The sequence below is a fragment of the Pseudomonas sp. R4-39-08 genome (assembly GCF_003852275.1).
Lineage (GTDB): Bacteria > Pseudomonadota > Gammaproteobacteria > Pseudomonadales > Pseudomonadaceae > Aquipseudomonas.
Genome location: NZ_CP027733.1, coordinates 4680695 through 4704232, shown reverse-complemented (window position 1 = coordinate 4704232; position 23538 = coordinate 4680695). Strand labels below are relative to the sequence as shown.

Below are 23538 nucleotides of genomic sequence, written 5' to 3'. Positions count from 1 at the left end.
TGTAAAATGCCGGCCTTTCTCCCCCTGATCCGCTCCCCTGAGGACCTGAGATGACCCGAATCGGAACTCCATTGTCGCCAACCGCGACCCGCGTTTTGCTGTGTGGCTGCGGTGAGCTGGGCAAGGAAGTGGTAATCGAACTGCAACGCCTGGGCGTTGAAGTGATTGCCGTGGATCGCTACGCCAATGCGCCGGCCATGCAGGTTGCGCACCGTAGCCATGTGATCAATATGCTCGATGGCGCCGCATTGCGCGCCGTGATCGAGGCGGAGAAGCCGCACTTCATCGTGCCGGAAATCGAAGCCATCGCCACCGCTACCCTGGTCGAGCTGGAAGCTGAAGGCTTCACCGTGATCCCGACCGCGCGTGCCACATCGCTGACCATGAACCGCGAAGGCATCCGTCGCCTGGCCGCCGAAGAGCTGGACCTGCCGACCTCGCCGTACCACTTCGCCGACACCTTCGAGGACTACAGCAAGGCCGTGCAAGACCTGGGCTTTCCCTGCGTGGTCAAGCCGGTGATGAGTTCCTCGGGCAAGGGCCAGAGCCTGCTGCGCAGCGCGGACGATGTACAGAAAGCCTGGGATTACGCCCAGGAGGGCGGGCGGGCCGGCAAGGGCCGAGTGATCATCGAAGGCTTTATCGACTTCGACTACGAAATCACCCTGCTGACCGTGCGCCACATCGGGGGCACCACTTTCTGTGCGCCCGTCGGCCACCGGCAGGAGAAGGGCGACTACCAGGAATCCTGGCAGCCCCAAGCCATGAGCCCGATTGCCCTGGCCGAATCCGAGCGGGTTGCCAAAGCGGTGACCGAGGCCCTGGGTGGCCGTGGTTTGTTTGGCGTTGAGCTGTTCATCAAGGGTGACCAGGTGTGGTTCAGCGAAGTGTCACCGCGCCCGCATGACACCGGCCTTGTGACCCTGATTTCTCAGGACCTGTCGCAGTTTGCGCTGCACGCTCGTGCCATCCTGGGGCTGCCGATCCCATTGATCCGTCAGTTCGGGCCTTCGGCATCGGCGGTGATCCTGGTGGAAGGGCAGTCGACGCAGACGGCGTTCGCCAATCTGGGCGCGGCCTTGAGCGAGCCGGATACGGCGTTGCGTCTGTTTGGCAAGCCTGAGGTCAATGGTCAGCGCCGCATGGGCGTGGCGTTGGCGCGGGATGAGTCGATTGAAGCGGCTCGAGCCAAGGCGACCCGGGCTTCCAAGGCGGTTGTGGTAGAGCTGTAACCTCAGCTTGATCGTTCCCACGCTCCGCGTGGGAATGCCTCTTGTGACGCTCTGCGTCATGCTTTGGGACGCAGAGCGTCCTGGGCTGCATTCCCACGCAGAGCGTGGGAACGATCATCAAGCGACGCGATTCAAATCATTATCCCGCGTCTCCTTCAGGCACAGCACAGCAATCAAACTGAGCAACGCCGCCGCCGACACATACCCACCGACATAACTCAGCCCGCCCATCGCCACCAGCTTGGTCGCGAAGAACGGCGCGGCCGACGCCCCCACGATCCCACCCAGGTTATACGCCGCCGACGCGCCGGTATAACGCACGCGGGTCGGGAACAGTTCCGGCAGCAGCGCGCCCATCGGCGCGAAAGTCACGCCCATCAGGAACAGCTCCAGCGCCAGGAACAGCGCCACGGCCCAGGTTGAACCGTGGGTCAGCAGCGGCTCCATGGTAAAGCCCGACAGGATTGCCAGGACCGCGCCGACAATCAGCACCGGCTTGCGCCCGTAGCGGTCGCTGGCCAGCGCTGCCAGCGGCGTCGCCAGGCCCATGAACAGCACTGCGAAGCACAACAGGCCGAGGAAGGTTTCACGGCTGTAGCCGAGGGTCGACACCCCGTAGCTCAGGGAAAACGCGGTGGTGATATAGAACAGCGCATAGCACACCACCATCGACGCAGCGCCCAGCAGCACCGGCAGCCAATGCTGGCTGAACAGTTCCACCAGCGGCACTTTCACCGGTTTTTCCTTGGCCACGGCATTGGCGAACACCGGCGTCTCGTGCAGCTTGAGCCGTGCGTACAGGCCCACCATCACCAACGCCGCGCTGAGGATGAACGGAATGCGCCAGCCCCAGCTGCGGAACTGCTCGTCGTTCAGGCTCATGGCCAGGATCAGGAACAAGCCGTTGGCCGCCAGGAACCCGATCGACGGGCCCAGTTGCGGGAACATGCCGAACCAGCCGCGCTTGCCCTTGGGGGCATTCTCGGTGGCCAGCAATGCCGCGCCGCCCCATTCCCCGCCCAAGCCCAGGCCTTGGCCGAAGCGCAATACACACAACAGAATCGGTGCCCAGGCGCCAATGCTGTCGTAGCCCGGCAGCAAGCCGATCAGGGTGGTGCACACGCCCATCAGCAGCAGGGAGGCCACCAACGTCGACTTGCGGCCGATACGGTCGCCAAAGTGGCCGAACAGCGCCGAACCCAGTGGGCGCGCTATGAATGCGATACCGAATGTGAGGAACGACGCGAGCATCTGCGCGGTGCCGGACGTTTGCGGGAAGAACACCGGGCCGATGACCAGTGCCGCAGCTGTGGCGTAGATATAGAAGTCGTAGAACTCAATGGCGGTGCCGACGATGCTCGCGGTGGCCACACGGGCCGTCGAGTTGGTCGGGGCGGCGGTTGCGGCCTCGTTATACGTGGTGCTCATGGCGGTATCCCGGATTGGTCATTGCGCGTTTGGACGCGGATTATTATTGGTCGAACACCCATGGATCAGGGTTGTGCGCGGGGTGGCTCGGGATGGGAGCAAACACCGCTCGGACAGGGTGAAGCGCTGCCTGGACGCGCTGAGTGCGGGTAGCACGCGGTCGGGCGGGGGCTTGGGTAAGCCGCAGGGATTATAGGAAGGGGTTTGAACATACAACAAGGGGGCTGACACGCTGAAAATCTAAATGTGGGAGGGGCGGTGCGACGATTCGACTTGCTCCCGATTGCAGTGTGTCAGTCAGCTTATCTATAACTGATCCACCGCTATCGGGAGCAAGCCCCCTCCCACAGTTTGAACTGTGTCCAGCAGGAGGTTATGCGGCGACGGGCACGTGGCTGGTATGCCAGATCAGCACCTTGCTCACCCGGTTGTCCTCTGTCTCGAGGATTTCCAGGCGATAACGGCCAATCTTCAGGCACACCGCGCAGTCCGGAATGGTCTCCAGCGCTTCGGTCACCAAACCGTTGAGGGTCTTGGGGCCGTCGCTGGGCAGGTGCCAGCCCAGGCTTTTGTTCAGTTCGCGGATCGAGGCAGCGCCGTCGATGATGTAGCGGCCATCGGGTTGGGCTTCGACATGGGGGTTATCCACCGCCTGGTCGCTTTCGAATTCGCCGACGATTTCTTCGAGGATATCTTCCAGGGTCACGATGCCCAGCACTTCGCCGTACTCGTCCACCACCATGCCCAGGCGCCGCTGCTGCTTGTGGAAATTCAGCAGTTGCAGCTGCAGAGGCGTGCTCTCCGGCACGAAGTAGGGTTCGTGACAGGCGGCGAGCAGCGCTTCCTTGGTCAGGCTGGCATCGGGCAGCAGATGCTGGACCTGCCGGGTGTTGAGCACCGCTTCGACCTGGTTGATATCGCTGTGGAACACCGGCAGCCGCGTGCGCTGGGAGGTGCGCAGTTGCTCGATGATGTCTTCGATCGTGTCATCCAGGTTGATGCCATCCACGTCGCTGCGCGGCACCAGGATGTCGTTGACGGTGATGTTGTCCAGGGCATGGATGCCCGGCATGCTGGGCATGCGCTCTTGGTCGGCGTCGTGCTGCGGCTCGTCGTCGTGGTCGGACGAAGGTTCGTCGCTCTTTTTCACTATGCCCGGCTTGCGCGCGAACGGGCGCAGCAACAGCAGGCTGATGCCATTGAGCAGCCAGGCGGCGGGATAGAGGATTTTCAGCGGCACGCCCAGCAGGGCGTTACCGAAGCCCAGTATGGCCTGTGGATAACGGGTAGCCAGGGCGCGGGGCAGGTAGTCGGCGAGGATCAGCAGCAATGCGCACGAGATCAGCCAGCCGAGCCACGGCCCGTTCTGGGCCCAGGCATAGATCGCCAGCAGCGTGCAGAGAATCACGACGGCTGCACGACACAGGCTGTTGCACAGGATCAGGCTGTGGCGCGGGAAGCTCAGGCGCGCGGCCGCCTTGTCACCCTGGCGTGTGCCGGGGCGCAGGGCCAGCAGGTGTTGTTGCGCGGCTTCGATGGCGGTAAACAGTGCCGCCCATAAAATCAGCAGGGCAATTACGGCGAGCATCGGCCCAAGGGGCAAGTTGTCCATGATCGCCGCCCGTCAGATATGCAGGATGTATTCGCGAACCAGCTTGCTGCCGAAATAGGCCAGCATCAGCAGGCAGAAACCGGCCAGGGTCCAGCGGATGGCCTTGTGCCCGCGCCAGCCGAGGCGGTTGCGGCCCCACAGCAATACGCTGAACACCACCCAGGCCAGGCAGGCCAGCAAGGTTTTGTGCACCAGATGCTGGGCGAACAGGTTTTCGACGAACAGCCAGCCGGAAATCAGCGACAGCGACAACAAGGTCCAGCCGGCCCACAGAAAACCGAACAGCAGGCTTTCCATGGTTTGCAGCGGCGGGAAGTTCTTGATCAGCCCCGACGGGTGCTTGTGCTTGAGCTGGTGGTCTTGCAACAGCACCAGCAGCGACTGGAACACCGCGATGGTGAACATGCCGTAGGCCAGGATCGACAGCAGGATATGCGCGAGGATGCCCGGCTCTTCATCGATCACCTGGACGGTGCCGGTGGGCGCGAACTGCGCCAGCAGCACCGTGAGCATGCCCAGCGGGAATAAAAGAACGAGCAGGTTTTCGACCGGAATCCGGTAGCACGCCAGCAGCGTCAGTGCGATCACGGCGGCGGCGATCAGGCTGGCAGCGCTGAAAAAATCCAGGCCCAGGCCAACCGGGGTCAGCAGGTGGGTGAACAGACTGGCCGCATGGGCCAGCAGGGCCAGCACGCCAAGGCCGACCAGCAGACGTTTGTCCGCTTTGGTGCCTTGGGCCAGACGAGAGCCCTGATAGAGAGTCGCAGCGGCATACACGATGGCGGCGGCGAGGCTGGGTAGCAAACTGGGTGACAAGGGGAGCATAAATCCTGATAGGCAAGCCCGAAAGGCGCTGAGTTTGGCACACACCTGCGCTGCACGAAAGACTCCTGGGCCAGACAGCGGGTGTGCATGGACGCAGTCTTCGCTATAATCCGCGACCTGCCCACGCCGCAGGCTCGCCGAGCGCTGTTTTTAATAGCGATTTACCACAGCCTGGGCCGCCATTACCTCGGTCTACCAATGCATTTCGATGAATAGGGCCTGAAAGGATCGCGCATGTTTGAAAACTTGACTGACCGTCTCTCGCAGACGCTGCGCCACGTAACCGGCAAGGCCAAGCTGACCGAGGACAATATTAAAGACACCCTGCGTGAAGTGCGCATGGCGTTGCTGGAGGCCGACGTGGCCTTGCCGGTGGTGAAGGACTTCGTCAACTCGGTCAAGGAGCGTGCGGTCGGCACTGAAGTGTCGCGCAGCCTGACCCCGGGCCAGGCGTTCGTGAAGATCGTCCAGGCCGAACTCGAAAGCCTGATGGGCGCGGCCAACGAAGATTTGAACCTCAGCGCCGTGCCACCGGCCGTTGTGCTGATGGCCGGCCTGCAAGGCGCGGGTAAGACCACCACCGCCGGCAAGCTGGCGCGCTTCCTTAAAGAGCGCAAGAAGAAGTCGGTGATGGTGGTGTCGGCCGACGTCTACCGTCCGGCCGCGATCAAGCAGCTGGAAATGCTCGCGGGCGAAGTGGGCGTGACTTTCTTCCCGTCGGACCTGAGCCAGAAGCCGGTTGATATCGCCACTGCGGCTATTAAAGAAGCCAAGCTGAAATTCATCGACGTGGTCATCGTCGATACCGCCGGTCGCCTGCACATCGATGAAGAGATGATGGGCGAGATCAAGGCGCTGCATGCCGCGATCAACCCGGTCGAGACGCTGTTCGTGGTCGACGCCATGACCGGCCAGGATGCCGCCAACACCGCCAAGGCCTTCGGTGACGCACTGCCGCTGACCGGCGTGATCCTGACCAAGGTAGACGGCGACGCCCGTGGCGGCGCCGCGCTGTCGGTACGCGCCATCACCGGCAAGCCGATCAAGTTCATCGGTATGGGCGAGAAGAGCGAAGCGCTCGAACCGTTCCACCCGGAGCGTATCGCCTCGCGTATCCTCGGCATGGGCGACGTGCTCAGCCTGATCGAACAGGCCGAAGCCACGCTCGATAAAGACAAGGCCGACAAACTGGCCAAAAAGCTGAAGAAGGGCAAGGGCTTCGACCTCGAAGACTTCCGCGACCAGCTGCAGCAAATGAAGAACATGGGCGGCCTCGGCGGCCTGATGGACAAGCTGCCGAACATCGGCGGCGTGAACCTGGCGCAAATGGGCAACGCCCAGGGCGCGGCAGAGAAGCAATTCAAGCAGATGGAAGCCATCATCAACTCCATGACCCCGGCCGAGCGCCGCGACCCTGAGCTGATCAGCGGTTCGCGCAAGCGTCGGATCGCCATGGGTTCCGGCACCCAGGTGCAGGACATCGGTCGCTTGATCAAGCAGCACAAGCAGATGCAGAAGATGATGAAGAAGTTCTCCGCCAAGGGCGGTATGGCCAAGATGATGCGCGGCATGGGCGGTATGTTGCCCGGCGGCGGTATGCCGAAAATGTAAAGTATTCGAGCGCAAGCCTTCGCTTGCGCTCCGACCCACAGGGATGTGGGATCTCCAGCAAACCCGCCGTTGGCGGGCGCTGACTTGCCGTTTTAACCGACGGCTCTATAGCAGATCTGAATGGCACGCTGATAGGCGCCAGAAAAAGACATTTGCAAAAGTCCGGATATTCCTTAGAATATGCGGCCTTTCGGGCACCTATGCCCGCTGTGCATTTAGATTTGCAGCACCGACTACAGGAACGATGTTCACATGCTAACAATCCGTCTTGCCCTTGGCGGCTCCAAAAAGCGCCCGTTTTACCACTTGACCGTAACCGACAGCCGCAACCCGCGCGACGGTTCGCATAAGGAACAGGTTGGTTTCTTCAACCCTGTTGCTCGTGGTCAAGAAGTTCGTCTGTCCGTGAACCAAGAGCGCGTAGCCTACTGGCTGAGCGTGGGTGCACAGCCATCCGAGCGCGTTGCAAAGTTGTTGAAGGACTCGGCTAAGGCCGCAGCCTGAGCAATATGAACGCGACGCCAGCTGTTGCTGATGATTTGATCGTTATCGGCAAGATTTACTCTGTTCATGGCGTTCGCGGCGAAGTGAAGGTGTATTCCTTTACTGATCCGACTGAAAACCTGTTGCAGTACAAAACCTGGACGCTCAAGCGCGAAGGTAGTGTGAAACAGGTCGAGCTGGTCAGTGGACGCGGGAACGACAAGTTCCTGGTCGCAAAGCTCAAGGGTCTTGATGACCGTGAAGAAGCGCGTCTTCTGGCCGGTTATGAGATCTGCGTGCCGCGCAACCTGTTCCCTGAATTGACCGACGGCGAGTACTACTGGTACCAGCTGGAAGGTCTGAAGGTTATTGATCAACTCGGGCAATTGCTGGGGAAAATCGATCATCTTCTGGAAACTGGCGCCAATGATGTAATGGTGGTCAAGCCTTGCGCTGGCAGCCTGGATGATCGCGAACGCCTGTTGCCCTATACCGGGCAGTGCGTGTTGGCCGTCGACCTGGCAGCGGGCGAGATGAAGGTGGAATGGGACGCGGACTTCTAAGCGTGGCTACTTTGCGCATTGAAGTGATCAGTTTGTTTCCCGAGATGTTTTCCGCCATCAGCGAGTACGGCATCACCAGTCGGGCGGTGAAGCAGGGGCTGTTGCAGCTTACCTGTTGGAACCCGCGAGACTACACGACGGATCGGCATCACACTGTGGACGATCGCCCATTTGGCGGTGGCCCGGGCATGGTGATGAAGATCAAGCCCCTGGAAGACGCGTTGGTTGAGGCCAAGGCCGCCGCCGGGGAGAAGGCGAAGGTAATTTACCTGTCCCCTCAAGGCCGTCAGCTGAAACAGGCTGCGGTACGCGAACTGGCAAATGAGGAAGCACTGATCCTGATTGCCGGCCGCTATGAAGGCATTGACGAGCGGTTTATTGAAGCTCATGTCGATGAAGAGTGGTCGATTGGGGACTATGTCCTGTCTGGCGGTGAGCTGCCGGCGATGGTCCTGATAGATGCGGTTACACGACTGCTGCCTGGAGCTTTAGGGCATGCGGACTCTGCGGAGGAAGATTCCTTCACGGATGGTTTGCTGGATTGCCCGCACTACACCCGTCCGGAGGTGTATGCGGATCAGCGTGTTCCCGACGTATTGCTAAGTGGCAATCACGCACACATCCGGCGTTGGCGTTTACAGCAGTCCCTTGGTCGGACCTATGAACGACGCGCCGATCTTCTGGAAAGCCGCTCGCTTTCTGGAGAAGAGAAGAAGCTGCTCGAGGAATACATCCTCGCGCGGGACGATAGTTAACAACGTATCGATGGTAGGTCCATTGACTTACCTTAGGAGCACAGCATGACTAACAAAATCATCCTTGCACTCGAAGCAGAGCAGATGACCAAAGAGATCCCTACCTTTGCCCCGGGCGACACCATTGTCGTTCAGGTGAAAGTGAAGGAAGGCGACCGTTCGCGTCTGCAAGCGTTCGAAGGCGTGGTAATCGCCAAGCGTAACCGTGGTGTGAACAGTGCTTTCACTGTTCGTAAAATCTCCAACGGTGTTGGCGTAGAGCGTACTTTCCAGACCTACAGCCCGCAGATCGACAGCATGGCTGTGAAACGTCGCGGTGACGTACGCAAAGCCAAGCTGTACTACCTGCGTGACCTGTCCGGTAAAGCAGCTCGCATCAAGGAAAAACTGGCTTAAGTCCAGCTTCCCGATGCAGAAAGAAGCAGCCTACGGGCTGCTTTTTTGTGCCTGCGATTTGTGCAGTGCGCCCTGCTAGGCCTGACCAGGCTGAATGACTGCCAGTAATGTCCATCCCGCCAGCGGTTTCATATCGCTCTCTGGCGTGACCACATGCACCCAGCCGCTGCTATCGCGGGCAAACAGCAGTGTCGCCCGTTCCCCGTGCAGTGCCTGATAATCGCTCCAGCCAAACCCATCGGTCAGGTGGGTGGTATACAGTTCGGCGCCTTGCCCCAACAGGCTGGCAAGCTTGGTGTAGCTCAGCGGCTGACTGCCCAGCAAGTGCCCGCGATGCTCGCCGCTGGCCCGGTGCTTGTCGGTGCGACGGCTTTCCTGGCTGTTGGCCAAGGCGAACAGGCGATGCCCGAAGTCATGACGAAAGCGCATGGTGGCCAACGCATTCAACTCGCCGGAAGGGGAAAGCGCGAGCAAATGCCCGAGACCGACCAGGTCCAGATGCGACTCGGCATGCTGTGATGCCGGGTTGCCGAAGTAGGTCGGCAGCCCTTCCATGCGGCTGGCCCGAATGTTTTCCCAGCTCGAATCGGTCAGCAGCACTCGGCTGCCAAGCTGTTGCAGGGCTTTGCCGAGGATGCGTGCCGGGCCGTTCGCACCGACGATCAGAAAGCCGCTTGGCGCGGGCTCGGCTACTTTCAGCAAGCGGGCCAGAGGACGCGCAGTCGCGCTTTGCAGCACCACCGTGCCGATAATCACCGCAAATGTCAGCGGCACCAGCAACAACGCACCTTCGTGGCCGGCCTCATCCAGGCGAATCGCAAAAATGGCCGACACCGCCGCGGCCACAATCCCGCGCGGGGCGATCCAGGCCAGCAGTGCGCGCTCGCGCCAGTTCAGTTTCGAGCCGACGGTCGACACTGCAACGTTCAGCGGGCGCGCAATGAACTGAATGATCAGCAGCAGAATCAGTACGAACGGCCCCAGGGCAACCAATGCGTTCAGGTCCAGGCGCGCCGCCAACAGAATAAACAAGCCGGAAATCAACAGTACGCTGAGGTTCTCCTTGAAGTGCAGGATGTGACGCACGTCCACCCCCTTCATGTTGGCCATCCACATGCCCATCAGGGTCACCGCCAGCAGGCCGGACTCATGCATGACCTGATTGGAGGCGATGAACACCCCCAGCACCGCCGCCAGGGTGGCCAGATTATGCAGGTATTCCGGCAACCACTGGCGGCGCATGACCAGGCCTAGCACCCAGCCCCCGACAATCCCGAACAGGCTGCCGCAGAGGATGACGCCGCCAAAGGTCAGCAGGCTGTGACTCAGGCCATCGCCCGAAGCACTGGCGATGATAAAGCTGTAGACCACCACGGCCAGTAGCGCACCGATGGGGTCGATGACAATGCCTTCCCAGCGCAGGATGTTGGCAATGGACGCCTTGGGGCGTACCACGCGCAACATCGGCACGATGACGGTCGGGCCTGTGACCAGCGTCAGGGTGCCGAACAGCAGCGCCAGCAGCCAGTCGAAACCCAACAGCCAGTGGGTTGCCAGGGTGATCACCGCCCAGGTCGTCAGTGCGCCAAGGGTCACCAGTCGGTGCACCACGCTGCCGATTTCCTTCCATTCCGACAGATGCAGCGTCAGGCTACCCTCAAACAGGATCAATGCGACGGCCAGCGACACCAATGGCATCAGCAATGGGCCGAACATTTCCTGCGGGTCGAGCCAGCCGAGTACCGGCCCCGCCAGAATTCCGCTCAATAACAGAAACAGAATCGCCGGCAACTTCAGGCGCCAGGCCAGCCATTGGCAGCCGAGCGCGGCCACACCGATACCGCCGAAAGCCAACAAGATCTGTTGTTCGTTCATTAAAGCTTCCTGTTCCTAGAAGTAGCGGGCTATGAAAGACTGGTGGCCCTTGCCACAGTTCACTAAATAAAATGGCGCCAAGCCCCTTGCCGCGTCGCCTGAGTAACCATGCCTGCCATTGACCACCCGCTGATCGACCGCTTCCTTGACGCCCTTTGGTTGGAAAAAGGCCTCTCGGACAACACCCGCCAGGCTTACCGCAGCGACCTGGCCCTGTTCAACGGTTGGTTGCAGGAGAAAAACCTGGAGTTGATCAATGCCGGGCGAGAGCTGATCCTCGATCACTTGGCCTGGCGCCTCGAGCAACATTACAAGCCGCGATCCACCGCGAGATTTCTCTCCGGTGTGCGCGGCTTTTATCGCTATCTGTTGCGTGAAAAACTCATCGCGATCGATCCAACTCTACAAGTCGATATGCCGCAATTAGGTAGGCCTCTTCCTAAATCTTTGTCGGAAACTGACGTGGAGGCCCTGTTGGCCGCTCCCGATCTCAGTGAAGCCATCGGCCAGCGCGATCGCGCCATGCTCGAAGTGCTCTACGCCTGCGGGCTGCGGGTGACCGAGTTGATCAGCCTGACCCTGGAGCAGGTCAACTTGCGCCAGGGTGTGTTGCGGGTGATGGGCAAGGGCAGCAAGGAGCGCCTGGTGCCGATGGGTGAGGAAGCGATTGTGTGGGTCGAGCGTTACATGCGTGATGCGCGTAACGAATTGCTCGGTGGCCGCCCCAGTGATGTGCTGTTTCCCAGCCTGCGCGGCGAGCAGATGACCCGCCAGACCTTCTGGCACCGCATCAAGCATCAGGCCAAGGTCGCCGGGATCGGCAAGACGCTGTCGCCGCACACTCTGCGCCATGCATTCGCCACGCACTTGCTCAACCATGGCGCGGATTTGCGTGTCGTGCAGATGCTGCTCGGGCACAGTGACCTGTCCACCACGCAGATTTACACCCATGTCGCGCGGGCGCGCTTGCAGGATATGCACGCCAAGCACCATCCGCGCGGCTGAAAAATCCCAATTTACCCTGCCACGGGCTGCCCTGCGGCCCAACTGTGGTAGGCTTTGTCGGTTCGCAAAGGCGACGGTCACACCCCCATTTTCCAATCGGCGTACCTGCACCGTCCCTGCATCTGCCTTCAGGAGTTCCCATGCGCTTGACCCAGATTATTGCCGCCGCAGCTATTGCGTTGGTTTCCACCTTTGCCGTCGCTGATGACGCAGCCGAGCAGGCCATTCGCAAGAGTCTGGTCAACCTGCAGCTCGACACTCCCATCGAAAGCATCAGCGCCAGCCCGATGGCCGGCCTGTATGAAGTCAAGCTCAAGGGCAGCCGCGTGCTGTACGCCAGTGCCGACGGCCAGTACATCGTCCAGGGCTACCTGTTCCAGCTCAAGGACGGCAAGCCGGTCAACCTGACCGAGAAAGCCGAGCGCCTTGGCGTGTCCAAGCTGATCAACGGTATTCCCGTGGCTGAAACCGTGGTGTACCCGGCCATCGGTGAAACCAAGACCCACATCACGGTGTTCACCGACACCACCTGCCCGTACTGCCACAAGCTGCACGCCGAAGTGCCTGCGCTGAACAAGCTGGGGGTGGAAGTGCGCTACGTCGCGTTCCCGCGCCAGGGCCTGGGCTCGCCGGGTGATGAGCAGTTGCAAGCGGTGTGGTGCTCGGCCGACAAGAAGGCGGCCATGGACAAGATGGTCGACGGCAAGGAAATCAAGGCGGCCAAATGCGCCAACCCGGTTTCCAAGCAGTTCGCCCTGGGCCAGTCCATCGGCGTGAACGGCACACCGGCCATCGTTTTGGCCGACGGCCAGGTAATTCCGGGCTACCAGCCGGCACCACAAGTTGCCAAACTGGCACTGGGTGCCAAGTAAGCATTTATCGTCGAGCCTTTGACGAGCATCGCCCGCCGAACCGTCGACGGGTCATTAATTGAGAGCCGCCGTTGGGCGGCTGTGTTCCACGGCCGACCTTGAGTCGGCCGTTTCATGGGGAGTTCTTCAGTGAAACCGGTCAAAGTAGGCATCTGTGGGTTAGGGACCGTCGGTGGCGGCACCTTCAACGTACTTCAGCGTAACGCTGAAGAAATTTCCCGCCGTGCAGGGCGTGAGATTGAAGTGGCGCAGATTGCCACGCGTTCGCCAAAGCCTCAGTTCGAAACGACCGGTATTGCGATTACCCACGATGTGTTCGCCGTGGCCACCAACCCTGAAATCGATATCGTCATCGAGCTGGTGGGCGGCTACACCGTGGCGCGCGAGCTGGTGCTCATGGCCATCGACAACGGCAAGCACGTAGTCACCGCCAACAAGGCGCTGATCGCCGTGCACGGCAACGAGATCTTCGCCAGGGCGCGTGAGAAGGGCGTGATCGTGGCGTTCGAAGCGGCGGTGGCCGGCGGCATCCCGGTGATCAAGGCGATCCGTGAAGGCCTGTCTGCCAACCGCATTAACTGGGTGGCCGGTATCATCAACGGCACCGGTAACTTCATCCTCACCGAAATGCGCGAGAAGGGCCGTACCTTCGAAGACGTGTTGGCCGAAGCCCAGGCCCTGGGTTACGCCGAAGCCGACCCGACCTTTGACGTGGAAGGCATCGATGCGGCCCACAAGCTGACCATCCTGGCGTCCATCGCCTTTGGCATCCCGCTGCAGTTCGACAAGGCCTACACCGAAGGCATCACCAAGCTGACCACCGCCGACGTAAATTACGCCGAGGCCCTGGGCTACCGCATCAAGCACCTCGGTGTGGCGCGCAGCACCCCGGCCGGTATCGAATTGCGTGTGCACCCGACGCTGATCCCGGCCGACCGCCTGATCGCCAACGTCAATGGCGTGATGAACGCGGTGATGGTCAACGGTGACGCCGCCGGTTCCACCCTGTTCTACGGCGCCGGCGCCGGCATGGAGCCGACCGCTTCATCGGTAATCGCCGACCTGGTGGACGTGGTTCGCGCCATGACCAGCGACCCGGAAAACCGCGTGCCGCACCTGGCCTTCCAGCCGGATTCGCTGTCGGCCCACCCGATCCTGCCGATCGAAGCCTGCGAAAGTGCCTACTACCTGCGCATCCAGGCCCAGGATCATCCGGGCGTGTTGGCCCAGGTGGCCAGCATCCTGTCGGAGCGCGGCATCAACATCGAATCGATCATGCAGAAGGAAGTCGAGGAGCAGAACGGCCAGGTGCCGATGATCCTGCTGACCCATCGCGTGCTCGAGCAGCATATCAACGATGCCATCGCTGCACTGGAAGCCTTGCAAGGTGTAGTGGGCCCGGTCGTTCGTATCCGCGTCGAGCACTTGAACTAACCGATTGTTCCAGGGGCCCCGAGCGTTTGGCGGCCCCTGTTCGAGAATGTTTTAGAGGAGCCAGTCATGCGTTACATCAGCACCCGCGGCCAGGCACCGGCCCTGAATTTCGAAGACGTTCTGCTGGCAGGCCTTGCCACCGACGGCGGCCTGTACGTGCCGGAAAACCTGCCGCGCTTCACCCAGGAAGAAATCGCTTCCTGGGCCGGCCTGCCGTACCACGAACTGGCGTTCCGGGTGATGCGCCCGTTCGTCACCGGCAGCATTCCGGATGCGGACTTCAAGAAGATCCTGGAAGAAACCTACGGCGTATTTTCCCACAGCGCCATCGCGCCCCTGCGCCAGCTGAACGGCAACGAATGGGTGCTTGAGCTGTTCCACGGCCCCACCTTGGCGTTCAAGGACTTTGCCCTGCAATTGCTCGGTCGCCTGCTGGACTACGTGCTGGAGAAACGCGGCGAGCGCGTGGTGATCATCGGCGCCACCTCCGGCGACACCGGCTCGGCGGCCATCGAAGGGTGCAAGCACTGCGAAAACGTCGACATCTTCATCCTGCACCCGCACAAGCGCGTGTCGGAAGTGCAGCGTCGCCAGATGACCACCCTGTTTGGTGAAAACATCCACAACATCGCCATCGACGGCAACTTCGATGACTGCCAGGAAATGGTCAAGAACAGCTTCGCCGACCAGAGCTTCCTCAAAGGTACACGCCTGGTGGCGGTGAATTCGATCAACTGGGCGCGGATCATGGCCCAGATCGTCTACTACTTCCACGCGTCCCTGCAGCTGGGCGGCCCGGCGCGTTCGGTGTCGTTCTCGGTGCCGACCGGCAACTTCGGCGACATCTTCGCCGGCTACCTGGCACGCAACATGGGCCTGCCGATCAATCAGTTGATCGTCGCGACCAACCGCAACGACATCCTGCACCGCTTTATGAGCGGCAACCAGTACGTCAAGGAAACCCTGCACGCCACGCTGTCGCCGTCGATGGACATCATGGTCTCGTCGAACTTCGAACGCCTGCTGTTCGACATGCACGGTCGCAATGGCGCGGCGCTGGCCGAGCTGATGAACAGCTTCAAGCAAGGTGGCGGTTTCAGCGTCGAGCAAGAGCGCTGGACCGAAACTCGCAAGCTGTTCGACTCCTTGGCAGTGGACGACGCGCAGACGTGCGAAACCATCGCTGAAGTCTATGCCCAGACCGGCGAGCTGCTCGACCCGCACACCGCCATCGGAGTGAAAGCCGCCCGCGAGTGCCGTCGCAGCCTGGATATCCCGATGGTGATCCTGGGCACCGCGCACCCGGTCAAATTCCCGGAAGCGGTGGAGCAGGCCGGTGTCGGCAAGGCCTTGGAGCTGCCCAAGCACCTGACTGATCTGTTTGAGCGCGAAGAGCGTTACACGGTGTTGGCCAACGACCTGAAGGCGGTGCAGGCGTTTGTCAGCCAGCATGGCAATCGGGGTAAGCCGCTGTAAGGCGCACCGCATAGACAAAAACGCCGCTTTCCCTTCCCAGGGTCAGCGGCGTTTTTTTGTTTCTGGCAGGCCCGCCAGTAATATCGTCTACGTGAGTAGCTTATGGGCCAGCGCCATTACTGTGCCAACAGCCGTAAAGAAGCCTATTGCGATGCCCACGGGGTACCAGAAGATCTCACGGGTTATCTTGTGGACTTCAGCATTGAACTTGCGTTGTTCGGCATAGATGCGTGATATGTCCGCGTGAATTTTCTCGATCGACGCTTGTTGTTCATTGTGTTCCAGCATCCTCTTCATCCTTCGTGATAAGGGTCTCATGACATGCACTCTGCCCGCACGGCAGGGTGAACAGCGCTCACCGAGTATAGGATTCACTCCTCGCCTGCGCGCTCGGCTTACCCCAAAACCGCAACCCATTGCGTAAGCAGTTATGTGCTGCCGTTTTTTACCTGTCATGTTGCAAGCGCATGCTGGATACGTCATCCCCGCACAACCCTTGAAAGACGAAAAAGCGAACTTTCCTACGTTACGACCAGTCACTTAGGAGAGATGCAGCACCCGTTGAAACGATTGTTCCCGAACTATTGAGTGGTGATCGAGATGGAAAGTATCAGCCTATTGCTCGAAGAAGCACTGAGCCCTTATCTGGTTACGCTGACCACCTCTGGTGTGCAGGGCGAATGCCTGGTGACCGTGAAGAACCCCGGCGGCGCCATCATGGTCGAGCGCGAAGTCAACCGCGCTCAGCTGACCGACAAGCGCGCGCTGGTGGATGTGGTGGATTGTCTGCTGCGCGATTTGAAAATCGCTGAAGGTCGACTCGAACCCTCGGTCATCGCAGCCTTGCGAAATGCCGCCATGACACGAAACCCGGTCTGCGCATGAAGAATTATTTATCCTTCGAAACTTCCTACAACACGGCCGGTCAGAGTTTGTAACAGCAAGAGCAAACATTGTGCTCCGGTGTTTGTGGCTTGTTGTACTGGTCTTTGTAGATCACGTTTAACCCCGAGTTGTCTCCCCACTCCTCGGGGTTTCTTTTTGCCTGGGATTTGGCACAGCGCGCCCTGCGAACGCAAACGGGTCATGGCTGGCGCGCAGTATTCGTTGAATGACCTCGCCATCGGTTAGACTGGTCGCCTTTCCTTGTCCTAGAAGCCCGTTCATGGCCCAGCCGTCCACGACCTACAAATTCGAACTCAACCTCACCGACCTTGACCGTTCGGTGTACGAGAGCGTCAAGCAGACCATCGCCCGCCACCCTTCGGAAACCGAAGAACGCATGACCGTGCGCCTGCTGGCCTACGCCCTCTGGTACAACGAGCAATTGGCGTTCGGCCGTGGCTTGTCGGACGTCGACGAGCCGGCCCTGTGGGAAAAGAGCCTGGATGACCGGGTGTTGCACTGGATCGAAGTCGGCCAGCCGGATGCCGACCGCCTGACCTGGTGCTCGCGCCGTACCGAACGTACCAGCCTGCTGGCGTATGGCAGCCTGCGCGTGTGGGAAGGCAAGGTCGTGCCGGTGGCGAAAAACCTGAAAAACGTGCACATCGCTGCCGTGCCCCAGGAAATCCTTGAGGTTCTGGCCAAGGACATGCCGCGCGTGATCAAGTGGGATGTGATGATCAGCGAAGGCACGATCTTCGTCACCGATGACCGTGGCCAGCATGAAGTGCAGCTGGAATGGCTGGTTGGCGAGCGCGGTTGAAACAAGTGTGGGAGGGGGGCTTGCCCTAATGCCAGTCAGTTAAGGCTTTTTGTAGGAGCGAGCTTGCTCGCGAAAAGCTCACAGGCACCGCGTTCATTCAGAAAGCACGCGTTATCGTTGACGTTTTTCGCGAGCAAGCTCGCTCCTACAGACGGCGGTGTACGCTTAACTGACTGGCATTAGGGCAAGCCCCCTCCCACAGTGATTTGTGTTGTTTGAAGAACTGTTGTTTATCCGTTGAATCAGTAGAGAAGTTATCCCCACCGTATGCGTATCGAACCCCGTCCCTTGCCTGCCGTCCTGCCTTTCCTCGGTGAATTGCCACCGCTGCTGACCCGTCTCTACGCCGCGCGCGGGGTGCAATCGGAAGCCGAGCTGGACAAGAGCCTGGCGCGGTTGATTCCCTATCAGCAGCTCAAGGGCATTGATGCCGCTGTCGACCTGCTGGTCACGGCGCTGGAGCAGCGCCAGCGCATCCTGATCGTCGGTGACTTCGATGCCGACGGCGCCACCGCCAGTACCGTCGGCACACTGGGCCTGCGTTTGCTCGGTGCGGCCCACGTCGATTACCTGGTGCCCAACCGCTTCGAATATGGCTACGGCCTGACGCCGGAGATCGTGGCGGTGGCGCTGCAGCGCGAGCCGCAGTTGCTGATCACCGTGGATAACGGCATCTCCAGCGTCGAGGGCGTGGCGGCGGCGAAGGCGGCGGGGTTGAAGGTGCTGGTGACGGATCACCACTTGCCGGGCGATGAACTGCCGGCGGCGGACGCGATCGTCAATCCGAACCAGCCGGGCTGTACCTTCCCCAGCAAGGCGCTGGCCGGTGTCGGCGTGATCTTCTACGTGTTGATGGCCCTGCGCGCGCGCTTGCGCAGTCTGGGCTGGTACGACAACAGCCCGCAGCCGAACATTGGTGAGTTGCTCGACCTGGTGGCCCTGGGCAGCGTTGCCGACGTGGTGCCGCTGGACGCCAACAACCGCATCCTCGTCCATCAGGGCCTGGAACGTATTCGTGCCGGTCGGGCGCGCCCGGGGATCAAGGCGATCCTTGAAGTGGCCAAGCGCGACCATGCCCGTATCACCTCCACCGACCTCGGCTTTATCCTTGGCCCGCGCCTGAATGCGGCCGGGCGCCTGGATGACATGAGCCTGGGCATCGAATGCCTGCTCACCACGGACATTGCTGCCGCACGGGAAATGGCCGCGCAACTGGATGGCATGAACCAGGACCGCAAATCCATCGAGCAAGGCATGCAGCGCGAAGCCCTGGCCCAGCTCAAGGATTTGCCGGTCGAATCGATGCCGTACGGCTTGTGCCTGTTTGATCCGGAGTGGCACCAAGGGGTGATCGGGATTCTGGCGTCGCGCATGAAAGAGCGCTATTTCCGTCCCACCATCGCCTTTGCCGATGCCGGTGATGGCCTGCTCAAGGGCTCTGGGCGTTCTGTGCCGGGCTTTCATATCCGGGACGCGCTGGCGGTAGTTGCCAGCCAGCATCCCAACCTGATCGCCAAGTACGGCGGTCACGCGATGGCGGCAGGCCTGACCCTGCCCGAAGCGAATTTTCCGTTATTTGCGCAAGCCTTCGATGCCGAAGTGCGTCGGCAACTGCGCGAAGAAGACCTCACCGGTCGGCTGCTCTCCGACGGCACCCTGGCGGTGGAAGAGTTTCACCTGGAACTGGCCCGCGCACTGCGCCATGCCGGCCCGTGGGGGCAGCACTTTCCCGAGCCATTGTTTCACGGCGTGTTCCAGTTGGTGGAGCAGCGGGTGGTCGGCGAGCGGCACTTGAAGGTGGTGCTCAAGAGCGAATGTGGCTCGGTGAAGCTCGATGGCATTGCGTTTGGGGTCGACCGTGAAGTCTGGCCGAACCCGACGGTGCGTTGGGTGGAGTTGGCCTACAAGCTGGATGTGAACGAGTATCGCGGGAATGAAACGGTGCAGTTGATGATTGCGCATATCGAACCGCGTTAGATCCAACTGACACCGGGATACAAATGTGGGAGGGGGCTTGCTCCCGATGGCGGAGTGTCAGTCACTGTTCATATGACTGATCCACCGCTATCGGGAGCAAGTCGAATCGTCGCACCGCCCCTCCCACATTTGGTTTTGTGTACTGCTTATTCGGCTTTGGCCTGATGCTTGACGATGATATCCACCAGCCGCTTGGCCAGCGCCGGATAGTTCTCATCGAAGTGATGCCCGCCGGGCAGCTTGATGGCTTCGCCCACGGCGGTCTTGTCGGTGCAGCCGCTCTCGTCGACTTCCTCGGCGCCGTAGATGCACACCACTTTGTCCGCTGGCAGCTTGGCCATTTCCGGGCCGGTCGCGGCTTCTTTGCCGGCGTTGCCCAGCCAGCCTTCCACTTCAATCTCAAAGCTGCCGGTGCGGGCGAAGGCCAGCAGGATGATTGCGTCGACCCGTTGCTGTTCGTTTGCCGGCATGCGGTTGTAGATGGCCGGCAGGACGTCGGCGCCGAACGAATAACCGGTCAGCACGAAGCGCTTGGTGCCCCATTTCTGCCGGTAGTGCTGCATCAGCTCGGTAAGGTCCTTGGCGCTTTGTTCCGGGGTCTTGTGCTGCCAGTAATAGCGCAGGGTGTCGATGCCGACCACCGGGTAGCCGATCTTCGCCATCTCGCCGGCCACGTCGCGGTCCAGGTCACGCCAGCCGCCGTCACCGGAGAGGAACAGGGTCACGGTGTCCTTGGCTTGGCCTGCCGGCACTTCCACCACCGGAATCGCCAGGCCGCCGTTGTCCGAACCCACCAGTTGCTTGCGCAGCTCGTTGTTCAGCACTTGCGGGTAATGAATGTCGTAGTCGCTGATGCTGGTGGTGGCACGCGGTGTGTCGCGTACGAAACTGGCGCTTTCATCGTCAGGGTTGTCGTTCCACGCCACCAGCCAGTTGCCATGGGCGGCGGTTTTCGGCAGCGGGTCGTTGCAGCCTTCCTGTTTCAGGGCGAAGCCGACGGAGATGGCATTGGCCTTGTCGTCGTTCTGTGTGGCCAGCCAGCGCCAGGCGAGCGCCGCGCCAGGGCCGATGCCGCTGACCAGGGTTGCCGGGCCTTTAAGCTGGGCCAGGGCGCTTTGCAGCGCCTTCTCCTGCAGGGCGCAGTCATCTTTAGGCAGCACCACTTGCACGATCTGCGCCGCGCCCCCCTGGCTCAGGGCGATCAGTTGGCTGTCGGTGAGGGTTTCGTCGGCCATCACGGCCACCGCCACGCGGGCTTTGGCGGCGCTGGCCGGGGTCACGCGGGTCATCATCGAACCGTCGGCCTGGGGCAATTGCTCCAGGGTCGGCTGTGGGGCAGGGCGGTTCCAGTACCAATAGCCGCCGCCCAGGATCAGCGCGAGCAGCACAACAAAGGCCAATACATACCGCCAGGAGCGTCGAATCATCAGCGTTTCACCAATCCAGTCAAGCCGCCCGCGATCAGGGCGGCGGTATCGGCCAGTGCCACCAGCGGATCAAGTCCTGCGGGCACGGCCATGTAACGGGGTTCCCAGTCAGGCTGGAACTTGTCTTTGAAGCGGCGCAAACCTTGGAAGTTATACAGTTGCTCGCCACGGCGGAACACCATCGAGCCCAAGCGTTGGGTCAGTGGCGCGCCACGCCGTGGTTGCAGGCCCGACAACGGCACCATGCCGAGGCTGAAGCGGGCGTAGCCGTGGTTTTTATAATGTTGAATCAGGCCGACCATCATGAACTCCATGGTCAGCTTCGGCGCGTCCGGGTGGGCGCGCATCAGGTCGAGACTGGCCAGGTCATGGTTGTACGTCTCGAGCAGGTTGGCGAAGGCCACCGGACGCCCTTCGAAGCGAATGATCGCGATCCGAAAGTGCTTGAGGTAGTCGTCGCTGAAGCGGCCCAGGGAGAAGCCTTTTTCACGCACATTCTTACCGGTTAGCCAGGCGTCCGAGATAACTTTTAATTCATCCATCGGCGCCGTGCCCGGCTCGCAGATCTCCAGGGACAGGCCGTCCCGGGTGCCACGGTTCCAGGTGTAGCGCAGATCCTTCATCTCTTTGCCCTTGGCTTCCAGGTCAAAGCGTTTCAGGTCGACCCGGGCTTCTTCGCCCAGCTTGATCGCAGTGAGGCCGATATCCATGTAGTACGGCAGGTTCTCGGCGCGTACCTGATAGAACACCGGCCGTGCGTGGTGAATGTCGCACAGGTCGCGGAACTGCCAGATCATCTCGGCGCGCGGTTGAGTCGGGCCGATCGGATCATACAGCGCCACCAGGCTGCGCCCGCGACGGGCGTACATCAGGAAGGCTTCATCGTTGGGGTGGAACAGCAACGCCTTGTCGCCGGTCAGCGCCAGGCCGCCGTCGGGTTGGGAAGAGGCCATCAGGATCTTGCTGGCGCGTTCCAGCTCATCCGGGGTCGGCAGGTGGATCACCGGGCGCGCGGTCCGCAGCAGCCAGGTCAGCGACACGATCACCAGCAATACGGCGGCGCCGAGCAACGAGCGCAAGCCGCGCGGGGCGTTGGCATCGAGGGTGAACTGCCACCAGAGTTGATGGCTGTAAGGCACATCTTGATAGGCAAACAGCAACAGCCAGATCGACGCGCCCAACACGCAGACGCTGGCCACCAGGTACAGCGGCGAGAAGGGCAGTTCGGTCAGGCGGCTGGCGCGGTAGAACGAGCGCCGGAAGATCGCCAGCAGCACGGCGGTCATGGTCATCAGGCTGGCTTCTTCCCAGTCGAAGCCCTTGAGCAGTGAGAGCAGGGCGCCGACTAGCAGCAACACCATGGTCAGCATCCAGGCGGCTGATAAACGTCGACGCAGGCCTTGGGCCAGCAATAGGCACAGCACGCCGATCAGGCTGGCACCGAAGTGCGACGCGTCAATCAGGCGGTGGGGAATCAGGAAGCCGATGTTTTCCAGGCGTGAATCGATCTCCGGCGTGGCGCCGGAAAACAGCAGGACCACGCCGGACAAAAAAACCAGTACGGCCAGCACCGGTGCCGCAAGGCCGGATGCGACGCGCAGGCCCTGCTGAGTCTGGAACAGGCGCTGGGCCTCGTTGATCAGCAGGAAGATACAGGCGATCAGCAGCGGCAACACCACGTAGATCATCCGGTATAAGAGCAGGGCAGCAGCCAGTGGCGCAGCGCCGAGTTTGTCGGCGAAGGCTGCCAGCAGGATCGCTTCGAAAACCCCCACGCCTCCCGGTACATGGCTGAGCACGCCGGCGGCGAGGGCCAGCAGGTACACCAACAGGAACGGGCCGAAAGGCGGTGCTTCGGGCAGCAGCAGATAAAGGACAGCGGCTGCGGCGGCGACGTCCAGCGCGGTGATGATCAGTTGCAGGAACGTCAGGCGACGACCAGGCAGGCGCAGGGTGCGGCGCCCGGCCTTGACCAGCAGGTTATCCGGATAGGGTTGTTCCGGCAGGCGACGGCGATAGATACCGATGCACAGCATGGCCGACAACAGCAGCACCGCACCGGCGACACCGCCCAACAGGCTCTGCGGTAAATGCAGGTAGGTCGATGCCGCCGGCAGGTTGCTCAGCGTGGCCAACGCGGCCAGTGGCGGCAGCGCGCAGCCCAGCGCCAGGCTGGCGAACACGGTCATGTGGGCGACTTCCGACGCACCAATGCCGTGGCGTGCATATAAACGGTAGCGCACCGAGCCGCCCGAGAGCATCGACAGGCCGATGGCGTTGCCGATGGCAAAGGCAGTGAAGCCGCCCAGGGCCAGGGTCTTGGCGGGCAGTTTCACGCCGGCGTAACGTGCGCCGGAAAATTCATAGCCCAACAGAATGATGAAGCCGGCCACCGCTGCCGCGAACGCGCCGAGCAAGGCCGGTTTAGGCACCTCCAGGATCGAGTCATGGAGCGCGTAGAGGTCGAGTTCCAGCAGCAGGTGTCGGCAGGCGATCAGGGCAATTGCAAACAGCAGCAACGTAACGGCCAGGCCGATGGGTTGACGATATTTGCTCAACAGATCCAGCCAACGCAATCGAGTGGGAGCGATCGGTTGTTCCGCTGTGACAGTGTCGTGTGGTTCAGACGAGTTGGCGCGCATCAATCACCTCGTGGATTGTGCGCGACAGGATGGAGGTATCCAGCCAAGTTACCAATCCCTATGGACAAAATAATTACAAATATTAACGCGGATCACCGAGTGGGGCGACTGCGGCCATTGGTCGTAGAGGGTAGCGCTTGAGCATCGAGCATAGCGTGCAATGGGATGGACTCTACAAACCGTCTACGGTTTCATGAAAGATGCCATGCCATTGTTT

Annotated in this window: 20 protein-coding genes; 13 read left to right on the top strand and 7 right to left on the bottom strand. The window is 61.1% G+C overall.

Annotated features, from left to right (window positions below):
• Positions 1–50: 50 nt before the first annotated feature.
• A complete protein-coding gene (gene purT, locus C4J88_RS21730; RefSeq protein WP_017139720.1) occupies positions 51–1232 on the top strand; it encodes a formate-dependent phosphoribosylglycinamide formyltransferase in 1182 nt (393 codons plus the stop codon).
• Between the two features lie 117 nt (positions 1233–1349).
• On the opposite strand, the gene C4J88_RS21720 is transcribed toward purT, so the two are convergent.
• The 3 genes from C4J88_RS21720 to C4J88_RS21710 form a co-directional block, all read right to left on the bottom strand.
• Complete coding sequence (locus tag C4J88_RS21720) at positions 1350–2660, bottom strand: MFS transporter (protein ID WP_124408076.1); 1311 nt, start codon at positions 2658–2660, stop codon at positions 1350–1352.
• A 373-nt stretch (positions 2661–3033) separates the two neighbouring features.
• Positions 3034–4272: a transporter associated domain-containing protein gene (locus C4J88_RS21715; protein WP_124368234.1), complete on the bottom strand. Its 1239-nt coding sequence runs from the start codon at positions 4270–4272 to the stop codon at positions 3034–3036.
• Positions 4273–4284: 12 nt separating this feature from the next.
• Positions 4285–5097: an inner membrane protein YpjD gene (locus C4J88_RS21710; protein ID WP_124364260.1), complete on the bottom strand. Its 813-nt coding sequence runs from the start codon at positions 5095–5097 to the stop codon at positions 4285–4287.
• A gap of 234 nt (positions 5098–5331) precedes the next feature.
• Here C4J88_RS21710 and ffh point away from each other — a divergent pair, with 234 nt between their 5' ends.
• The 5 genes from ffh to rplS all read left to right on the top strand — a co-directional run bounded on the left by ffh (position 5332) and on the right by rplS (position 8905).
• On the top strand, positions 5332–6708 hold the full coding sequence (gene ffh / locus C4J88_RS21705) for a signal recognition particle protein (protein WP_124364259.1): 1377 nt from the start codon (positions 5332–5334) through the stop codon (positions 6706–6708).
• A 252-nt stretch (positions 6709–6960) separates the two neighbouring features.
• Positions 6961–7212: a 30S ribosomal protein S16 gene (gene rpsP / locus C4J88_RS21700; RefSeq protein WP_003175899.1), complete on the top strand. Its 252-nt coding sequence runs from the start codon at positions 6961–6963 to the stop codon at positions 7210–7212.
• Positions 7213–7217: 5 nt separating this feature from the next.
• On the top strand, positions 7218–7754 hold the full coding sequence (gene rimM, locus C4J88_RS21695) for a ribosome maturation factor RimM (RefSeq protein ID WP_124364258.1): 537 nt from the start codon (positions 7218–7220) through the stop codon (positions 7752–7754).
• A complete protein-coding gene (trmD, locus tag C4J88_RS21690) occupies positions 7736–8509 on the top strand; it encodes a tRNA (guanosine(37)-N1)-methyltransferase TrmD (RefSeq protein ID WP_177412756.1) in 774 nt (257 codons plus the stop codon). The genes rimM and trmD overlap by 19 nt, the downstream gene beginning before the upstream one ends.
• Before the next feature lie 45 nt (positions 8510–8554).
• Positions 8555–8905: a 50S ribosomal protein L19 gene (rplS, locus tag C4J88_RS21685; protein ID WP_003175895.1), complete on the top strand. Its 351-nt coding sequence runs from the start codon at positions 8555–8557 to the stop codon at positions 8903–8905.
• 75 nt (positions 8906–8980) lie between these two features.
• Here the strand turns inward: rplS and C4J88_RS21680 are convergent, their stop codons facing one another.
• Positions 8981–10780, bottom strand: a complete 1800-nt coding sequence (locus C4J88_RS21680; RefSeq protein WP_124408075.1) for a sodium:proton antiporter — start codon at positions 10778–10780, stop codon at positions 8981–8983.
• Between the two features lie 108 nt (positions 10781–10888).
• On the opposite strand from C4J88_RS21680, the gene xerD reads away from it, so the two are divergent.
• From xerD to thrC, 4 genes are all read left to right on the top strand, one after another.
• Positions 10889–11785, top strand: coding sequence for a site-specific tyrosine recombinase XerD (gene xerD, locus C4J88_RS21675; protein WP_124368231.1), 897 nt, complete (start codon positions 10889–10891; stop codon positions 11783–11785).
• A gap of 140 nt (positions 11786–11925) precedes the next feature.
• Positions 11926–12657 (top strand): thioredoxin fold domain-containing protein, encoded by a 732-nt coding sequence (locus C4J88_RS21670; RefSeq protein WP_057723916.1) that lies wholly within the window; start codon positions 11926–11928, stop codon positions 12655–12657.
• A 129-nt stretch (positions 12658–12786) separates the two neighbouring features.
• Positions 12787–14091, top strand: coding sequence for a homoserine dehydrogenase (locus C4J88_RS21665; protein WP_124368230.1), 1305 nt, complete (start codon positions 12787–12789; stop codon positions 14089–14091).
• Between the two features lie 66 nt (positions 14092–14157).
• Positions 14158–15567, top strand: a complete 1410-nt coding sequence (gene thrC, locus C4J88_RS21660; protein WP_124368229.1) for a threonine synthase — start codon at positions 14158–14160, stop codon at positions 15565–15567.
• An 87-nt stretch (positions 15568–15654) separates the two neighbouring features.
• Here the strand turns inward: thrC and C4J88_RS21655 are convergent, their stop codons facing one another.
• Positions 15655–15855, bottom strand: coding sequence for a hypothetical protein (locus C4J88_RS21655; protein WP_057723913.1), 201 nt, complete (start codon positions 15853–15855; stop codon positions 15655–15657).
• A 312-nt stretch (positions 15856–16167) separates the two neighbouring features.
• Between C4J88_RS21655 and C4J88_RS21650 the strand changes: the two genes are divergently transcribed.
• The 3 genes from C4J88_RS21650 (at position 16168) to recJ (ending at position 19252) form a co-directional block, all read left to right on the top strand.
• Positions 16168–16452 (top strand): DUF3509 domain-containing protein, encoded by a 285-nt coding sequence (locus tag C4J88_RS21650; RefSeq protein ID WP_124364253.1) that lies wholly within the window; start codon positions 16168–16170, stop codon positions 16450–16452.
• A 280-nt stretch (positions 16453–16732) separates the two neighbouring features.
• Positions 16733–17275, top strand: a complete 543-nt coding sequence (locus tag C4J88_RS21645) for a YaeQ family protein (RefSeq protein WP_124408074.1) — start codon at positions 16733–16735, stop codon at positions 17273–17275.
• 267 nt (positions 17276–17542) lie between these two features.
• Positions 17543–19252 carry a single-stranded-DNA-specific exonuclease RecJ gene (gene recJ, locus C4J88_RS21640; RefSeq protein ID WP_124408073.1) on the top strand — a complete coding sequence of 570 codons (1710 nt, stop codon included), beginning with the start codon at positions 17543–17545 and terminating at the stop codon, positions 19250–19252.
• 146 nt (positions 19253–19398) lie between these two features.
• On the opposite strand, the gene C4J88_RS21635 is transcribed toward recJ, so the two are convergent.
• Both C4J88_RS21635 and mprF read right to left on the bottom strand, forming a co-directional pair.
• Positions 19399–20679, bottom strand: coding sequence for a virulence factor family protein (locus C4J88_RS21635; RefSeq protein ID WP_124408072.1), 1281 nt, complete (start codon positions 20677–20679; stop codon positions 19399–19401).
• On the bottom strand, positions 20679–23321 hold the full coding sequence (gene mprF / locus C4J88_RS21630) for a bifunctional lysylphosphatidylglycerol flippase/synthetase MprF (protein ID WP_124408071.1): 2643 nt from the start codon (positions 23319–23321) through the stop codon (positions 20679–20681). The genes C4J88_RS21635 and mprF overlap by 1 nt, the downstream gene beginning before the upstream one ends.
• Between the last annotated feature and the right edge of the window lie 217 nt (positions 23322–23538).

What these genes read in the sequence shown, in the direction of transcription:
- purT (WP_017139720.1), top strand. Translation starts at nt 51, where the DNA reads ATGACCCGAATCGGAACTCCATTGTCGCCAACCGCGACCCGCGTTTTG.
- C4J88_RS21720 (WP_124408076.1), bottom strand. Translation starts at nt 2,660, where the DNA reads ATGAGCACCACGTATAACGAGGCCGCAACCGCCGCCCCGACCAACTCG.
- C4J88_RS21715 (WP_124368234.1), bottom strand. Translation starts at nt 4,272, where the DNA reads ATGGACAACTTGCCCCTTGGGCCGATGCTCGCCGTAATTGCCCTGCTG.
- C4J88_RS21710 (WP_124364260.1), bottom strand. Translation starts at nt 5,097, where the DNA reads ATGCTCCCCTTGTCACCCAGTTTGCTACCCAGCCTCGCCGCCGCCATC.
- ffh (WP_124364259.1), top strand. Translation starts at nt 5,332, where the DNA reads ATGTTTGAAAACTTGACTGACCGTCTCTCGCAGACGCTGCGCCACGTA.
- rpsP (WP_003175899.1), top strand. Translation starts at nt 6,961, where the DNA reads ATGCTAACAATCCGTCTTGCCCTTGGCGGCTCCAAAAAGCGCCCGTTT.
- rimM (WP_124364258.1), top strand. Translation starts at nt 7,218, where the DNA reads ATGAACGCGACGCCAGCTGTTGCTGATGATTTGATCGTTATCGGCAAG.
- trmD (WP_177412756.1), top strand. Translation starts at nt 7,736, where the DNA reads ATGGGACGCGGACTTCTAAGCGTGGCTACTTTGCGCATTGAAGTGATC.
- rplS (WP_003175895.1), top strand. Translation starts at nt 8,555, where the DNA reads ATGACTAACAAAATCATCCTTGCACTCGAAGCAGAGCAGATGACCAAA.
- C4J88_RS21680 (WP_124408075.1), bottom strand. Translation starts at nt 10,780, where the DNA reads ATGAACGAACAACAGATCTTGTTGGCTTTCGGCGGTATCGGTGTGGCC.
- xerD (WP_124368231.1), top strand. Translation starts at nt 10,889, where the DNA reads ATGCCTGCCATTGACCACCCGCTGATCGACCGCTTCCTTGACGCCCTT.
- C4J88_RS21670 (WP_057723916.1), top strand. Translation starts at nt 11,926, where the DNA reads ATGCGCTTGACCCAGATTATTGCCGCCGCAGCTATTGCGTTGGTTTCC.
- thrC (WP_124368229.1), top strand. Translation starts at nt 14,158, where the DNA reads ATGCGTTACATCAGCACCCGCGGCCAGGCACCGGCCCTGAATTTCGAA.
- C4J88_RS21655 (WP_057723913.1), bottom strand. Translation starts at nt 15,855, where the DNA reads ATGCTGGAACACAATGAACAACAAGCGTCGATCGAGAAAATTCACGCG.
- C4J88_RS21650 (WP_124364253.1), top strand. Translation starts at nt 16,168, where the DNA reads ATGGAAAGTATCAGCCTATTGCTCGAAGAAGCACTGAGCCCTTATCTG.
- C4J88_RS21645 (WP_124408074.1), top strand. Translation starts at nt 16,733, where the DNA reads ATGGCCCAGCCGTCCACGACCTACAAATTCGAACTCAACCTCACCGAC.
- recJ (WP_124408073.1), top strand. Translation starts at nt 17,543, where the DNA reads ATGCGTATCGAACCCCGTCCCTTGCCTGCCGTCCTGCCTTTCCTCGGT.
- C4J88_RS21635 (WP_124408072.1), bottom strand. Translation starts at nt 20,679, where the DNA reads ATGATTCGACGCTCCTGGCGGTATGTATTGGCCTTTGTTGTGCTGCTC.
- mprF (WP_124408071.1), bottom strand. Translation starts at nt 23,321, where the DNA reads ATGCGCGCCAACTCGTCTGAACCACACGACACTGTCACAGCGGAACAA.